11 protein-coding genes and 2 rRNA genes (1 of these 13 only partly in view) are annotated in these 17,009 nt (G+C 41.3%); 1 reads left to right on the plus strand and 12 read right to left on the minus strand.

Going from position 1 to position 17,009, the window contains the following annotated elements:
- The 12 genes from IGI50_RS09170 to IGI50_RS09225 form a co-directional block, all read right to left on the minus strand.
- A 23S ribosomal RNA gene (locus IGI50_RS09170) occupies positions 1-828 on the minus strand (it extends 2,085 nt beyond the left edge of the window).
- Between the two features lie 223 nt (positions 829-1,051).
- Positions 1,052-2,610: ribosomal RNA gene (locus tag IGI50_RS09175) — 16S ribosomal RNA — on the minus strand.
- The 16S and 23S rRNA genes sit together here, the layout of an rRNA operon.
- 527 nt (positions 2,611-3,137) lie before the next feature.
- Positions 3,138-4,643 (minus strand): HAMP domain-containing sensor histidine kinase, encoded by a 1,506-nt coding sequence (locus IGI50_RS09180; RefSeq protein ID WP_010746309.1) that lies wholly within the window; start codon positions 4,641-4,643, stop codon positions 3,138-3,140.
- Positions 4,640-5,326, minus strand: coding sequence for a response regulator transcription factor (locus IGI50_RS09185; RefSeq protein WP_010740068.1), 687 nt, complete (start codon positions 5,324-5,326; stop codon positions 4,640-4,642). Before IGI50_RS09185 ends, IGI50_RS09180 begins: the two co-directional genes overlap by 4 nt.
- Positions 5,327-5,433: 107 nt before the next feature.
- Positions 5,434-6,855 carry an NADP-dependent phosphogluconate dehydrogenase gene (gndA, locus tag IGI50_RS09190; protein ID WP_438776782.1) on the minus strand — a complete coding sequence of 474 codons (1,422 nt, stop codon included), beginning with the start codon at positions 6,853-6,855 and terminating at the stop codon, positions 5,434-5,436.
- 433 nt (positions 6,856-7,288) lie between these two features.
- Positions 7,289-7,987, minus strand: a complete 699-nt coding sequence (locus IGI50_RS09195; protein WP_438776783.1) for a CPBP family intramembrane glutamic endopeptidase — start codon at positions 7,985-7,987, stop codon at positions 7,289-7,291.
- A gap of 52 nt (positions 7,988-8,039) precedes the next feature.
- Complete coding sequence (locus tag IGI50_RS09200) at positions 8,040-8,774, minus strand: lysostaphin resistance A-like protein (protein WP_438776784.1); 735 nt, start codon at positions 8,772-8,774, stop codon at positions 8,040-8,042.
- A 223-nt stretch (positions 8,775-8,997) separates the two neighbouring features.
- Positions 8,998-9,177, minus strand: coding sequence for a 50S ribosomal protein L32 (gene rpmF, locus IGI50_RS09205; RefSeq protein WP_010740070.1), 180 nt, complete (start codon positions 9,175-9,177; stop codon positions 8,998-9,000).
- A gap of 59 nt (positions 9,178-9,236) precedes the next feature.
- Positions 9,237-9,788 carry a YceD family protein gene (locus tag IGI50_RS09210; protein WP_438777583.1) on the minus strand — a complete coding sequence of 184 codons (552 nt, stop codon included), beginning with the start codon at positions 9,786-9,788 and terminating at the stop codon, positions 9,237-9,239.
- A 417-nt stretch (positions 9,789-10,205) separates the two neighbouring features.
- Entirely contained in the window at positions 10,206-11,990 is a 1,785-nt protein-coding gene (pyk, locus tag IGI50_RS09215) for a pyruvate kinase (RefSeq protein WP_218255746.1), read from the minus strand.
- 63 nt (positions 11,991-12,053) lie between these two features.
- Positions 12,054-13,016: a 6-phosphofructokinase gene (gene pfkA, locus IGI50_RS09220; RefSeq protein WP_010746303.1), complete on the minus strand. Its 963-nt coding sequence runs from the start codon at positions 13,014-13,016 to the stop codon at positions 12,054-12,056.
- A 140-nt stretch (positions 13,017-13,156) separates the two neighbouring features.
- Complete coding sequence (locus tag IGI50_RS09225; RefSeq protein ID WP_438776785.1) at positions 13,157-16,414, minus strand: DNA polymerase III subunit alpha; 3,258 nt, start codon at positions 16,412-16,414, stop codon at positions 13,157-13,159.
- 310 nt (positions 16,415-16,724) lie between these two features.
- Here IGI50_RS09225 and IGI50_RS09230 point away from each other — a divergent pair, with 310 nt between their 5' ends.
- On the plus strand, positions 16,725-16,904 hold the full coding sequence (locus IGI50_RS09230) for a YjzD family protein (protein WP_010746301.1): 180 nt from the start codon (positions 16,725-16,727) through the stop codon (positions 16,902-16,904).
- Positions 16,905-17,009 lie beyond the last annotated feature (105 nt).

The following is a 17,009-nucleotide window of genomic DNA, read 5'->3' on the forward strand; positions in this document are numbered from 1 at the left end:
TTGGAATTTCTCCGCTACCCACACCTCATCCCCGCACTTTTCAACGTACGTGGGTTCGGTCCTCCAGTGCGTTTTACCGCACCTTCAACCTGGACATGGGTAGATCACATGGTTTCGGGTCTACGACCACTTACTCATTCGCCCTATTCAGACTCGCTTTCGCTGCGGCTCCGTCTTTTCAACTTAACCTCGCAAGTAATCGTAACTCGCCGGTTCATTCTACAAAAGGCACGCTATCACCCATTAACGGGCTCTAACTTGTTGTAGGCACACGGTTTCAGGATCTATTTCACTCCCCTTCCGGGGTGCTTTTCACCTTTCCCTCACGGTACTGGTTCACTATCGGTCACTAGGGAGTATTTAGCCTTGGGAGATGGTCCTCCCGGATTCCGACGGAATTCCTCGTGTTCCGCCGTACTCAGGATCCTCCTAGGTGCCAGTCAAATTTTGTCTACGGGGCTTTTACCCTTTCTAGCAGACCTTTCCAGGTCCTTCGACTATCTCACTGGACTACCATATCGGAGTCCTACAACCCCAAGAGGCAAGCCTCTTGGTTTGGGCTTTTCCCGTTTCGCTCGCCGCTACTCAGGGAATCGATTTTTCTTTCTCTTCCTGCAGGTACTTAGATGTTTCAGTTCTCTGCGTCTACCTCTAATCAGCTATGTATTCACTGAAAAGTAACATCCTATAAAAGATGCTGGGTTCCCCCATTCGGAAATCTCCGGATCAAAGCTTACTTACAGCTCCCCGAAGCATATCGGTGTTAGTCCCGTCCTTCATCGGCTCCTAGTGCCAAGGCATCCACCGTGCGCCCTTATTCACTTAACCTTATCCTAACTTGCGTTAGGGGGTTGATTGTTCCATCTAGCGATAGACTTCCCAATCAGAAAAAATAAGCAATTGAACTTATTTAAAAAACTCATTCAACGCGGTGTTCTCGGTTTGTTTAAATTATTGTTTCTGTATCCAGTTTTCAATGAACGATTTGAGAGTAGACCTCTCAAAACTGAACGAATAAAGCAACCTGTGTAGTTTCCGTAATATTCCTTAGAAAGGAGGTGATCCAGCCGCACCTTCCGATACGGCTACCTTGTTACGACTTCACCCCAATCATCTATCCCACCTTAGGCGGCTGGCTCCAAAAGGTTACCTCACCGACTTCGGGTGTTACAAACTCTCGTGGTGTGACGGGCGGTGTGTACAAGGCCCGGGAACGTATTCACCGCGGCGTGCTGATCCGCGATTACTAGCGATTCCGGCTTCATGTAGGCGAGTTGCAGCCTACAATCCGAACTGAGAGAAGCTTTAAGAGATTAGCTTAGCCTCGCGACTTCGCGACTCGTTGTACTTCCCATTGTAGCACGTGTGTAGCCCAGGTCATAAGGGGCATGATGATTTGACGTCATCCCCACCTTCCTCCGGTTTGTCACCGGCAGTCTCGCTAGAGTGCCCAACTAAATGATGGCAACTAACAATAAGGGTTGCGCTCGTTGCGGGACTTAACCCAACATCTCACGACACGAGCTGACGACAACCATGCACCACCTGTCACTTTGCCCCCGAAGGGGAAGCTCTATCTCTAGAGTGGTCAAAGGATGTCAAGACCTGGTAAGGTTCTTCGCGTTGCTTCGAATTAAACCACATGCTCCACCGCTTGTGCGGGCCCCCGTCAATTCCTTTGAGTTTCAACCTTGCGGTCGTACTCCCCAGGCGGAGTGCTTAATGCGTTAGCTGCAGCACTGAAGGGCGGAAACCCTCCAACACTTAGCACTCATCGTTTACGGCGTGGACTACCAGGGTATCTAATCCTGTTTGCTCCCCACGCTTTCGAGCCTCAGCGTCAGTTACAGACCAGAGAGCCGCCTTCGCCACTGGTGTTCCTCCATATATCTACGCATTTCACCGCTACACATGGAATTCCACTCTCCTCTTCTGCACTCAAGTTTCCCAGTTTCCAATGACCCTCCCCGGTTGAGCCGGGGGCTTTCACATCAGACTTAAGAAACCGCCTGCGCTCGCTTTACGCCCAATAAATCCGGACAACGCTTGCCACCTACGTATTACCGCGGCTGCTGGCACGTAGTTAGCCGTGGCTTTCTGGTTAGATACCGTCAAGGGATGAACATTCTACTCTCATCCTTGTTCTTCTCTAACAACAGAGTTTTACGATCCGAAAACCTTCTTCACTCACGCGGCGTTGCTCGGTCAGACTTTCGTCCATTGCCGAAGATTCCCTACTGCTGCCTCCCGTAGGAGTTTGGGCCGTGTCTCAGTCCCAATGTGGCCGATCACCCTCTCAGGTCGGCTATGCATCGTTGCCTTGGTGAGCCGTTACCTCACCAACTAGCTAATGCACCGCGGGTCCATCCATCAGTGACGCAAAAGCGCCTTTCAAATAGAAACCATGCAGTTTCTATTGTTATACGGTATTAGCACCTGTTTCCAAGTGTTATCCCCTTCTGATGGGCAGGTTACCCACGTGTTACTCACCCGTTCGCCACTCCTTTTCTTTCGGTGGAGCAAGCTCCGGTGAAAGAAAAAGCGTTCGACTTGCATGTATTAGGCACGCCGCCAGCGTTCGTCCTGAGCCAGGATCAAACTCTCATAAAAAGTGTTTGAAACAGTCTTACGACTGATCAGCTCAATTGTAAAAATTGACTTGCTAGCATATTGCTTGCTATGTTGTTTGTTTCTATTAAAAGAAACGCCCTACACATTTGGTTTGTTTTATTCGTTCAGTTTTCAAAGGTCTACATTGTTTGTCGCTTTGTTTCAGCAACTTTTATATCATATCAGGTTTCCATTTAAAAGTCAACAACTTTTATTTAAAAACTTTTTGATAAAAAAACAAGTTTGCTTCGTGTTTCCTTCAAGCGACTTTATAAAAATACCACAAGATTTTTCATCCGTCAACAATTATTTTTAATTTTTTTCAAGATGTTTTTCTCTCTTGGGAACATTTAATAATATAGCAATCTTCAAGCAGTAATGCAACTATTTTTTACACTTTTTTTTAATCTTTTTTATTTTTCGAACGATCATTTGAAACTCCAAAATAACGTTCGATTTTAAAACAAAAATAACGCTATCTTGAGTATAAAACTTTTTAAACTTTCGCATAAAAAAACAGCCGAGTTTTACTCGGCTGTTTTTTCTTCTACCATAGGAATAAAAATTCTAAAAATTGTCCCTTTGCCAACAGAGCTTTCGACGCTGATACTTCCCTTATAGCTTTCCAAAAGTTTATGCGCAATTGATAATCCTAACCCATTTCCACCTTTTGTGCGTGCACGAGCTTTATCTACTCGATAGAAACGATTAAAGACTTTTGCAATGTCTTCATCTGGTATCCCTTCACCGAAGTCCTGAATTGCTATCTCAAACTTATTCAGTGTAGAGGAGACAGAAATATGCACTTCTTTCCGATCCGTAGAATATTTCACGGCATTGTCTAAGATAATAATCAAAATCTGCTCTAGGTGATTACGGTAGATTTTCAGCATTTTTTCCCCATCTAAATCGTCATCCAATGTAAAGGTGAACTCAGGGTAAAGTAATTTAAAGTTGTTGAATACTTGATAGGTGACTTCTTTTGCCTTTGACGTCTCATTTCCATAATACACATCAACTTGCTCTGCACGAGAAAGATCCAGCATCTCCTGAACGAGACTCTTCATCCGAACAAGTTCTTGTAGGCTAGCTTGAATAGACTCATCCAGTATTTCTGGGTCATCTTTCCCCCAGCGGTTCAACATGTTCAAATGGCCTTCAATCACTGCGACAGGTGTTCTCAATTCGTGAGAGACATCCTCAACAAATTGCTCTTGCTGTTCGATATACATTCGAATACGGTCGATCACATCGTTAAATATCACTGCAAGGTCGGCCAATTCATCATTGGTCGTAATATCCGGAACATGGACCTCTGCTTGAGGGTCTTGCCGAATAATCTCCATCGTATCCCGTAAAATCTTCACAGGCTTCAAGAAGTATGAGGACAGTAAGAAACCTAAGAAACTGCTCAGCAACAATGAAACGATCTCTAACACGATCAGCGTTAACAATAGCTTGCTGCGCATCTCGTAGAAATCCGACAATTCATAAAAGACTTGAGCGTAGCCAATTTTTTCTCTCGTTTTTTTTGAGTATATCGGCTCAACCGATAGAAACCCGTTTTTTTCATCGACTGTCACAATAGTCGGTGCTTTATGCTTGGTTTGAACTAAGGGTTGGTAGGTCTTTTGCGTTTTGAAAATTAATTTTTTATCTAAATTGTAAATATCAAGCGAAAGCTGACGCTGTCCTAACTCCGAAATGAAGTCATCAATACGCATCATATTTCCTTCTAACGTCATGTTTTGATCATACATAGCGTTATCTTGAGTATCTGTTTCCGTCAATGTTCGATAGGTATTCACCAGTGTTAACTCTTCATTGGCATTCGCTAAGCGAGAGGTCACTTCAGAAATTGTACGTTCAACGTTGTTTCTTTCCTTTGTAACAATTAAGTTGACAGAGGATTTATACGTGATTACGGCAAAGATCGTAAATACAACGAATATAAAGAAAGAACTTGTAAAGGCCCACTTGATAGTGAGTGAGGGCCCTTTCAGTTCTCTTTGTTTCTTGATAAATTTTCTCATGAGCGCATAACGTACCCAGTACCGCGAACGGTTTGAATATAGCTGTCTTCGCCTGGTACATCGATTTTATTACGCAGGTAACGGATATACACGTCAACAACGTTCGTTTCTACTTCTGTTTCGTATCCCCAAACTTTATTAAGTAGGACATCACGAGCTAGAACGACGTTCACATTTTCCATTAGCGTTAATAGTAATTCGTATTCACGTTTTGTCAACTCGATAATTTCATTGCCGCGACGAACCACACGATTTTCTTTTTCGATCGTTAAATCACGATAAGTAATCGTTGTTTGTTTCGCAACGTTCTTATCTCCTTCGATATCGATGCGACGGAGTAATGCACGTAGACGTGCCAATAATTCTTCGATGGCGAATGGTTTGACGATGTAGTCATCCGCACCATGATCTAAGCCTGAAACGCGGTCAATCACTGAATCGCGAGCAGTCATCATGATGATCGGCGTATTTTTCACTTGACGAACACGACGACAAACTTCCAAGCCATTTAACTCGGGAAGCATTAAATCAAGTAAGATTGCATCCCAGTCACTTTCCAAAGCGGCTTCAAGTCCTGTTCTACCATTATAATGAACTTCTGTATCATAGCCTTCGTGCTTCAATTCTAGTTCGACAAAACGAGCTAGATTTTTCTCATCTTCAATGATCAGAATATTACTCATTTTTTTAGTTCCTTTCCAAGTTGAATTTCATTAAACCTCTATCATTATAGGGCTAAACCTGTCAAAAAGCTATAGTTAGTTACAAGTATTGTTATAAATAACCTCTGCTATTCTTCGTGGTACCAGCTATAGTGATAGATTCCTTCTTTGTCTGTCCGTTCGTACGTATGAGCGCCGAAGTAATCACGTTGTGCTTGGATCAAGTTTGCTGGTAACCGTTCAGCACGGTAAGAATCGTAATAAGTGATCGCAGATGAGAATGTTGGCACAGGGACGCCTACTTGTACAGCGATAGCAACAACTTCACGAACTGCTTGTTGGTACTTGTCAGTGATTTCTTTAAAGTAATCATCTAACATTAAGTTTGCCAAGTCAGCATCCTTTTCATAGGCATCCGTAATTTTTTGTAAGAAGCGAGCGCGAATGATACAACCGGCACGCCAAATTTTTGCGATATCACCAAATGGCAAGTCCCAACCAAATTCTTTTGAAGCTGCACGTAATTCAGAGAACCCTTGTGCATAGCTCATGATTTTACTGAAATAAAGAGCTTCACGGATTTTTTCGATCAGTTCTTTTTTGTCGCCTTCATACTTGTAAGGAGCTGGACCAGATAGAACTTTGCTAGCTGCCACGCGTTCTTCTTTATAGGCAGAAATGAAGCGAGCAAACACTGATTCAGTGATCAATGGTAGTGGAACACCCAAGTCTAAAGCACTTTGTGATGTCCATTTACCTGTTCCCTTATTTCCAGCTGCATCTTTGATCACATCAACAATCGCTTTATCCGTGCCTTCGTCGTCTTTACGAGTCAAGATGTCTGCTGTAATCTCGATCAAATAACTATCTAGTTCGCCTTCGTTCCATTCTGAGAACACTTCAGCCATTTCTTCAACGGAAAGGCCTAGCAAATGCTGCATTAAATCATACGATTCAGCGATCAATTGCATGTCCCCGTATTCGATCCCGTTATGAACCATTTTTACATAGTGTCCTGCACCGTTGGCTCCGATGTAAGTGACACACGGTTCGCCATCTTCGGCTTTTGCAGCGATTTGTTCAAAAATAGGAGCCACTAAATCATAGGCTTCTTTTTGTCCGCCTGGCATCATAGATGGACCTTCTAACGCACCCTTTTCACCACCAGAAACACCAGTACCAATGAAGTTGATGCCTGAGTTGGCTAATTCTTCATTACGGCGAATCGTATCTTTAAAGAAGGTATTTCCTCCATCAATTAAAATGTCGCCTTTATCTAAATGTGGTAGTAGTTGTTGGATCGTTGCGTCCGTTGCCGGTCCCGCTTGTACCATCAACATAATGCGACGAGGAACTTCAATTGAATCGACAAACTCCTCGATTGAAAATGTTGCTTTTAGATTACGATCAGGGTGTTCTGCTACTACCGCTTCCGTTTTTGATCCAGTCCGATTATATAAAGCCACTGAATAGCCGCGGCTTTCAATATTCAACGCTAGATTTTTCCCCATGACGGCCATACCTACGACACCGAATTGTTGTTTTGACATATTTATCCTCCTACTTCGTGTTAATGTACTTATTCTCTCAAGTGAGAAATAAGGTGGACTTTCACCACGTACAACAATCTACTGATTTTGTTTAATCATTTAGTAGATCTGTTATCCGAATTGCTCAATACGATTCTCATTATATCCTAAGAAAGTGAGAATGGAAAATGAATTGTGTTTTCTATAAAAAAAACCGCAAAACGTTCAAATTGAGCCATCATTTATCTTCGAAATGACCTATTTGAGAAACTTATTAGGCACACTGGCTGAATTTCATCCAAGATAAGCCAAATCTCAAAATTGAGCCTTGTTCAATATACCTTAAAGTTTTTACAATTTCAAAGACTTTTTATTCTTCGATATGGGCTTTGCTCGCTTAGTTTTAAAAAAATAGACATTCGAAAATGTCTATTTTTCACCATATGATTTTACTCTACTTTCCACCAGCCAATTGAATAAAGATGACAAGAATCGTTGGGAAAAATGAAAAGGCCGCGTTGTAGATAAAGTGGGCAAAGAGACTGATCCAGATATTCCCCCTCCAATAGTACAAACCAGCTAGGGCCGCACCTGCAAGCATCATAGGTAACATTAAAATAGGCACACTCGAGTAGTTATTGTAGTGAGCCAGGCCAAATAGCACTGACGAGACAATAAGCATAGCTATCTTCACCCATTTCGTGTCTTTCCAACGATAAAACAATTCATAACGAAAAACTGTCTCTTCTACAAAAGGAGCCATTAAAGGAATGATTCCAGAAATTGCTATAGGCACAACCGTCGAAAGGCTCGCAGAAGCTGTAAAGTCTATTTGAGAAAAGGCTTGATTTGTCTGAAAAAGACCTCTTCCTCCTAAAATAATTCCTCCAAATATAATTGCACCAAGAATACTTAGCCCAAAGTTTTTAAAGAAATGTTGCTTGTATTTTCTAAAGTCTTCAGCTAACAAATCTCGCTTTAGAATCACGGCTGTAAGAAAGCCCGTAAAGAAAATCAAGAAAACCAAGACCGTCGCCAGTAATTGATTTTTAGTCAGCCCTAGGACATTCAGTAACGCACCAACTGTCAGTTCGACTGGCAGTATGAATAAAACCACTGTATCTTTCCATGTCCATTTTTTTGTAGCATCCATCTCTCTCATCCTCTCTGATTAAATTTTATGCTATAACATGTGTAAGTAGAAATTATCTGCTCTTTCCTCTCATTAGAAAATAGACGCCAAAGATTAAAGGTACTATTCCATATAGAAGCAAAAAGACGACGGTCTGCGTTCCATTCAGCGGATGTTCCACAAAGCTGAAAAGATCAATTAACGTATGTGTCACTATAGGTAGAAGTAAATTTTTACTGACTAAGAACTGGCTGGCTAGGAAAACACCAAGAAAAGTCGCGTAGACAACTTGGAGTATCACCAACTTAGGCGATACTTGTGTAGTAGAAAGTAAATTAAGAAAGTGCACAGCGCCAAATAAAAAACTAGAGATCATTACAGGCTTCCAGATGCCCTTTGATTGATAAGCAAGTAGGAATCCACTTAAGAGAACACCTCTAAAAACGAATTCTTCGGTGGTACCAGTAAGGGATGAAGTAATCAGACTAATTCCGAGTTTCTGAAAAGAAAAGTCGCCGACTCTCATGAACAACAGATCTGCCGCAATAGGAAAAATTGCTGGGAGCAGCAATAAAAGAGGAGGCATTTTTGCTCCACTCAACTTTTCAAAATACCAGAACTTATTAAGGCGATATCTGTTTATCATCATAAAAGAAAGTACGATGAACACTACCTGAGAAAAAGCAGTGACAACAGCACTACTTGAGAAGCCAGTAATAGCTGAAGCGATACTAGGCAGAATCAGATAACCGATTATTATGACGAAATAAAAGAAGTACAGCTTCAGACGAGTTAAATGGTTTTCCATTTTTTCTCTCCACAATTTTTTACCTAAGATTAGTGCATTTAATGTTAATAGACAACTATTTTGCTTGTATATATTTGATTCTCTCTTAATTTCTAGTGGATAATAAAAAAACAGTACTTTACTAAGCAGGAATCGCTCGGTAAAGTACTGTTCATCACAAAAAGAAAAACCTCAAGACTCCATGGTTAGTCTTGAGGTTTTGATCTTCTCCATTAAAAAGTGCTTATGCTTCTTTAGACATAACATCTTTTCCATCATAGTAGCCGCAGTTGGCACATACGTGATGGCTCTTCTTCATTTCGCCACAGTTAGGACATTCGTTCAATCCTTTAATGGTCAATTTGTAGTGAGTACGACGTTTGTTCTTTTTAGCTTTTGATGTTTTTCTAGCTGGTACTGCCATTGGGTGTTACACCTCCTTATAAAATGAAGTATCATTTACTGATACATTTTATTCCAATCTTACTTGTCATCTTCCGATTCATTGAATAGTTCAGATAATTTTGCAAGACGAGGATCAATTGTTTCAGCGGATTCTTTTTTCTGCAGGTAATCTTCTTCGCTCACGACTTCCCAATCATTGCCCTTGGGTAAATCTGTCGCTTGCAATTCTTCTTCAGAAAAGACCTGCATCGGAATCGCTAATAAAATGTTATCTTCGATAGAATCCGTCAAGTCGATCGTATCATTGTCTAAGACAAGGATCTCTTCGTCTCGTTCTTCTTCCATTGAAGACCATTGCTCCCGTGTCATGAAGACTTCATCCACTGAAAGATCAAGTGGTAGATCAACTGGTTCCAAGGAGCGGGCTGAAGGAACAGTTACAATAGTTTTCAAACGATAATGTAAAATATATTCATTTTTTCCGACAGATAAGATTCCTTCTACAGTAACCGGAGTAACTGCCAGGATTTCATTGTCCCGGGCTGTTAATGCCTCATTCACATCGATCGTTTCTGAAAAATTTAGTGCTTCTTCTTTGTAGCGGCGCAATTCGCCAATCGACCATTTCATCATTCATCACCTCTAAGCAACAATCGATATTATACAGGTGGAAAAAACCTTTGTCAATGAAATTTTCTTGACACCTCGAAAGGCTTTACGAACTCGGTCAGATTTAGAACAATAAGACTAAACTATTTTTAAATTGCTTTTCAAATTTCAAAATAGTTTCGCTTATTGCTGAAAAATCTAGTTCGGTAAGCCAGACAACTTAAAAGCTTTACGAGCTTGGTCAGCTTTTCTTTACGCTCTAGCGGAATTAACAAAATGGTATGCGTAGAAAATTATTGGCCTATTACTGAGCTAGCTGAGCAGACGGGTATCATGGAAAATATTGACATCGTTTAATCTTCCGTACTTCTCATAGAAAAGGACTGTGACAGATACTGTCGCAGTCCCTATTTCTACAGGTAACTTTTCAATCGAATGTTAGATTGCTGTTGTTTGTCCACGATATACGATACCGCGACGAGGGTCAACTGTAACTAGTTCACCATCAACAACCGTTGAAGTTGCCGTGCTTGCACCAACAACTACAGGAATGTCTTGAGCGATACCTACAACTGCAGCATGTGAAGTCAAACCGCCATCTTCAACGATCAAAGCAGCTGCTTTTTCGATTGCTGGCATATAGTCTTTATCTGTTGTAGGTACAACAAGAACCATGCCGTCTTTTGCTTTCTTGATTGCTTCTTCAGCAGACTTCGCAACCACTGCGTGAGCAACGACTGTTGATTCACCGATACCTTGAGCTTGTAATAATTTAGAACCGATCATTTGAACTTTCATAACGTTTGTTGTTCCACGTTCACCAACTGGTACACCAGCAGTAATAAGAATCAAGTCGCCTTCAGAAGCGAAGCCTAAGTCTACTGCTTTTTGTGCAGCTAAGTCGAACATTTCATCGGTTGTTGTTGGTTTTTCAGCAACCGTTGGGAACACACCCCAGTTAACCATCAAGCTACGTTTAGTATGTTCATCAAATGTCACAGCCAAGATATCAGCATCTGGACGATATTTAGAGATCATACGAGCCGTATGGCCTGATTCAGTCGCTGCAACAATTGTTTTAACGCCTAAGTTTTTCGCAGCGCGAGCCACAGACAAACCAATTGTTTCAGTTACGTTAGATTTATCAAATTCGTTGATTTGGAAAGAACCTAATTCTGACAAAGCAGATTCAGCTTCCATATCGATACGAGCCATTGTACCAACAGCTTCAACTGGGTATTTACCATTTGCAGATTCACCAGAAAGCATTGTAGCGTCTGTTCCATCAAATACAGCATTGGCAACGTCAGATGCTTCCGCACGTGTTGGACGTGGGTTTTCTTGCATTGATTCTAACATTTGTGTTGCTGTAATAACTGGTTTGCCCGCATAGTTACATTTTTTGATGATACGTTTTTGAACCATAGGTACCAATTCAGGAGCGATTTCAACACCCATATCTCCACGGGCAATCATGATACCATCAGAAACTTTGATGATTTCATCGATGTTATCGATTCCTTCTTGTGATTCGATTTTAGGGAAAATATGAACGTGTGTCATATTTTTTTCTTCAAGGATTTCACGAATATCAAGAACGTCTTGTGCTTTACGTACAAAACTTGCAGCGATAAAGTTGATATCGTTATCTAAACCAAAACGGATATCGTCTGCGTCTTTTTCTGTGATACCAGGTAAGTTGATTGAGATACCAGGAGCATTTACACCTTTACGAGAACCTAGCATACCTGCATTTTTAACAAGCATAACTAATTCACGATTTGCTTCGTCTTTGCCAATGATTTCCATGTCGATCAAGCCATCATCGAATAAGATGTGTCCACCGATGTGCGCGTCGTCGTACAACCCTGGGTAAGTAACAGCGATTTTTTCTTTTGTCCCTTTATGTTCTGGGTCCATTGAGATACGAGTTTCATCGCCTACGTTGAATTCGATATAGCCAGCGCGGCCGTAATCTGCGTCTGTAGTATCTTGAACAGTTGTACGGATTTCAGCACCTTTAGTATCTAAAAGAATACCGACATCTTTACCAGTTTTTTCTACTGCTTCACGAACCATGTTCATACGTGCAAGTTGTTCTTCGTGGTCTCCGTGTGAGAAGTTGAAACGGAACACGTTAGCACCAGCTTCAATTAATTGAGAAATTGTTTCAACCGTGTTACTTGCTGGTCCTAATGTACTAACGATCTTCGTTTTTTTCATTACGTAATACGCTCCATTCTTGATTGTTTATAATATATAGTCTTTTAACTATTATTAACGAGATTAAAATGAGATTTCGTTGTTCAGATTGTATAATGATAAATCTGGTTTGTGTTTGTTATTTTCCAATGTATCAACGATATCTGATGCAACAATGCTGTTGTCTTCAATACCAATACACAATCCGCCTTTGCCTTCTAGCAATAAATCAACAGCATATGAACCAAATTTGCTGGCTAATACACGGTCGCGAGCGCTTGGTGAACCACCACGAACTACGTGGCCTAATACACTGACACGTGTATGGAAGTCGCCATATTCAGCTAGTTTATCAGCAAATTCATTTCCGCCCATTACACCTTCAGCTAAGATGATCAAGCAATGTTTCTTCCCGCGATCGCGGCCAGCTTGGATCTTTTTAGCGATACGTTCCATATCAAAATCGTGTTCAGGAATGACGATTTCGTCTGCTCCACCTGCAACACCAGACCATAGAGCGATGTCGCCAGCGTTACGTCCCATCACTTCGATGACAAAAGTACGTACGTGTGAAGTTGCAGTATCACGAATACGGTCAACGGATTCTAATACCGTATTGATTGCCGTATCAAAGCCGACAGTAAAGTCTGTTCCTGGAATATCATTGTCGATCGTTCCTGGGATACCAACAGCTGGGTAGCCATGTTTTGTCAAGGCCATCGCACCATGATATGAACCGTCACCACCGATAACAACTAACCCTTCGATGCCGAATTTTTTCAATTGTTCGATCCCTTTTAATTGCCCTTCTTCAGTAGCAAATTCTGGGTAACGTGCTGAATATAGGAAAGTTCCGCCTCGTTGGATCTTGTCACCAACATCCGCAACATCTAAACGACGGATATCGCCAGCAACTAGTCCGGCAAAACCATAATTGATGCCATAAACTTCCATGCCTTCAAAAATCGCTTTACGAACGACCGCACGAACAGCAGCGTTCATTCCAGGAGCGTCTCCTCCACTTGTTAAAATTCCAATGCGTTTCATTTTCTCACCTCATAAGTATTCTCAAAAAAACATACATCGTTTAATTCATGGTACATTCTACCAAAAAACATCCCAAAAGTCTTGGGGTGTCTACGGGAAAAGCTTAGATTTTGAAAAAAGTTTTTGAAAGTTACAAGAAATCATCTTATTACGACGTTTTGTTCCCCTAATATGTCACTTAAAGCATTTAAGAGAGTGTCATTAACCCCCACCCAAAACTTTTTATCCAGCACAATCTTCCGTCGGCTTTTTTCATAAAAGATCACCACTGGCACTTTTCCTGGTGATAATTGAAGTCTTTCAGCAATCCCCTGCTGGATTTCTTTTGTATCTCGATCGGATTGTACACGTATAAATAGAGTTTTGTCACTAATGTCATCTTCCGCTACTTGGGCAGGAACCATTTCTTCCACTAATAACTGAATCGCTTGGTCATAACGGCTACGTTCGACCTTCCCTTGAACTAGATAGACTTTTTCTAATTCGATTTCGTTCCTTAATCGACGATACGTTTGCGGAAAAACAGTTAACGAAATTTCCCCGCTTTGATCATTTCCCGTCAAGAACGCCATCTGTTCCCCTTTTTTTGTGCGAATCTCACGAATATCTTTTAAATAGAAGAGAATTTTTCCATTGCTTCCAACAGAGAGCTCTGTGATTGGCTGAAGATCCTTTTGTTTCAGTAGTTTCGGATAATTTTCGGTCGGATGTCCTGAGACATATAAGCCAAGATATTGTTCCTCATAATTCAAACGTTCGGCTAATGAATAATCCGCAGAAGGCCGTTCCTTCAAACTCATAACATCCAGCAATGACATGCTGCCGCCGCTGTATTCTACGTTTTGAATCTTTCCTTCTAATCCATCTGCCAGCTCTCTTCGATTTGGATGAAGCTCATCAAAGGCGCCAATAAAAATCAATGGAGCGATGTAATCGATCTTCAGCCAACGTGATTCAATTCTCAGAAGAAACTGATCCAAAGACTTGAAGGGACCTTCTTCTTTACGGGTCGACAAAATATCACTAACAAAGTCGCGCCGCATTCCCTTGATTGCATCTAGCCCAAACCGAATCAGCTCTTTTTCTACCAAGGTAAAGCTATAACTGCTGCGGTTGATATCTGGCGCTAGCAGTTTCACACCTGCACGATTAGCCTCAGCGATATACTCCCGTAGCTTTTTCGGATCATTCCGAACAGATTGCATCAAAGCTGTATAAAATGCACCTGGATAATGGACCTTTAGATAAGCCATTTGATACCCAACAAAACTATAGGCTACCGAATGGGATCGGTTAAATCCATAATTGGCGAAGCGTTCGATATAATCGTAGACTTCTTCTGCACTCTTTTGACTGTGTCCGCGACCAACTGCTCCGCTAACAAAATGCCGCCTTTCTTCATCTAAAAGGTCCTTTTTCTTTTTGCTGACCGCTCGCCGCAGAATATCGGCTTCCCCTAATGTAAAACCTGCCATCTGTGCGGCTACCTGCATGATCTGTTCCTGATAAACAATAAATCCATAAGTCGGTGCTAATATTTGCTGAACCGAGGCATCTGGAAAGGAGACCGGCTCTTTGCCATTTTTTCGTGCAATAAACTGATCGATAATCTGCATAGGGCCTGGACGATACAACGCGTTAACTGCCACGATGTCTTCAAAGGACGTCGGATGAAGATTTCGTAACACTTTTCGGATACCAGCCGATTCAAATTGAAAAACCCCGCTTGTTTCTCCTCGCTGGAATAAAGCCAGTGTTTCCGGGTCATCCAACGCAACATTTTTTAAATTCAATTCCTCATGATAGACTCGACGAACATTTTGCAGCGCATTGTCAATGATCGAAAGATTGCGCAAGCCCAAAAAGTCCATTTTTAACAAGCCGATAGCTTCCACATCCGTCATGGTAAATTGTGTCAGCAGAATATCTTCTGAACCATTTTGCAACGGAACAACGTTTATCAAATTAATATCACTAATCACTACACCACCTGCGTGGGTAGACACATGGCGCGGCAAACCTTCTAAGCTCAACGCTGTCTGAAAAAGTAAGTTGCTGCGTTCATCATTTGCCACCAGTCGTTTCAGCGGCTCGGATTTTTCATACGCTTCCCGCAACGTAATTTTTAATTGATTCGGGATTGCCTTTGACCAGCGATTCGCTTCACTTTGGGACAATCCAAAGACTCGACCAACATCTCTAAGAACCATTTTCGCCGCCATGGTTCCAAATGTGGCGATTTGCGAGACATGAAAATGTCCATACTTTTCATGAACATAATGCAGAACTTGATTTCGTCGATTGTCTGGAATATCCAAATCAATATCGGGCATGCTGTTTCGTTCAGGATTCAGAAATCGCTCAAATAATAAATTGTATTTGATTGGATCAACCTCCGTGATACTTAAAACGTAAGCCACCAATGATCCTGCTGCAGAGCCACGACCCGCGCCAGAAACAATTTTACTGCGATGGACGTAATCCATTACATCCCAGACGATTAAGAAATAATCATCAAACCCCATATTATGGATGATCCCCAACTCACGGGTCAATCGTTGACGGTACTCCTCCGTTACATTAGCAATTCGCTCTGGCAACCTCTGCCAACACAGCTCCTGCAAATAAGCTTCCGCAGTTTGCGCTGTCGGTACTGGATAGTGGGGCAAAAGCTTTTGATGCAGCGGCAATTCAAACTGACAAGCTTCTGCCAGTTTTTGAGCATTTATAACCGCCTCTGTATCATCAAATCCCGCAATGAGCTTGTCCATCTCTACTAAATAATTGTCTCCCAACTGATTGGTCAATTCTTCTCGCGGCAATTGACTGCCATTTTGAATGTGACCCATTACTTTGATCGCAAATGCCTGTGTTGAATCTAAATAGGCGACTTCATGAATCGCAAGTTTAGGAAAAGAAGCCGGTAGATCTGAGACCTTCGTTGCTGGAGAAATGCCCAAATACGTTTCGCCAGTGATGATTTGCGTCAATTTCGGCAAAAAAGATTCTAAGGGTTCATATAATCCGTCTACTGGTAACACCGTTATCAGATTTTCACCATCAATTTGGTATTCAGCTAATGTTTGCGGTTTTTCTGCCATCATTCGCGTACTAGAAAGACGCATCAGCTCCTGATAGCCAGCAACATTTTTTGCATATAACAAGATTTTTTCAATCGCTTCTTCAGAATAAAAATCCAATTCTAGACCAATAATTCCCATCAGCTGATGCTTCTGGCATGCCTGAAAGAATTCAACAGCTCCGTATAATACATTCTCATCAGTAATCGCGATCGCGGAATAACCCCTCGCCTTTGCTGATTGCACATACTCGTTGATTGTTAAGGTACTTTTCAATAATGAATAGGAAGTTTTCGTATAAAGTTGTGGTAGATTCATGAGCTCCTCCTACTTCGTTTTAATGTAATTATTTTTCTCACCGATAAAAATAAGTCTGTTCCTCAGCACGTATATCATTCCACTATACTTGATATTTCATAGTTAGCTGGGAAAAGTGGAACTGACATCCTACTTCGTTTTAATGTAATTATTTTTCTCGCTAAGAAAAAAGTTTATTATTTTTTATGTACATCTTTTACTTGCTTTAGAACATTAACTGTTTCTATATAGTTACACAAGACTTTTCTTTACATTTTCAAAAAAAATGCTAAACTGAACCTAGAAATTCTTGCGAAAAGAGGTGCTCTTGATGAAATATCTAGTTACATTTTTTTGGGCTTTCGCTATTGGACAAGCCGTTTGTTATCTAGGCGGTGCCTTGCAAAGTGGATCTTATAACTTCGAATTATCTACGATAATATCACTGATCGTTGGTGTTATCGCACTTATTGCCGCACGTTTTGTTTCACCTAAAAAAGCAAATGCGTAAAACAAAGAAAGCCAGTTACTATATTGTAACTGGTTTTTTGTTTTTTTCATAGCTTGAAACGACCGCTAAAAAGACTATCCATGCAGGACAGTCTTTTGAACGTTG

The sequence above is a fragment of the Enterococcus sp. DIV0170 genome (assembly GCF_051710765.1).
Classification (GTDB): domain Bacteria; phylum Bacillota; class Bacilli; order Lactobacillales; family Enterococcaceae; genus Enterococcus_A; species Enterococcus_A raffinosus.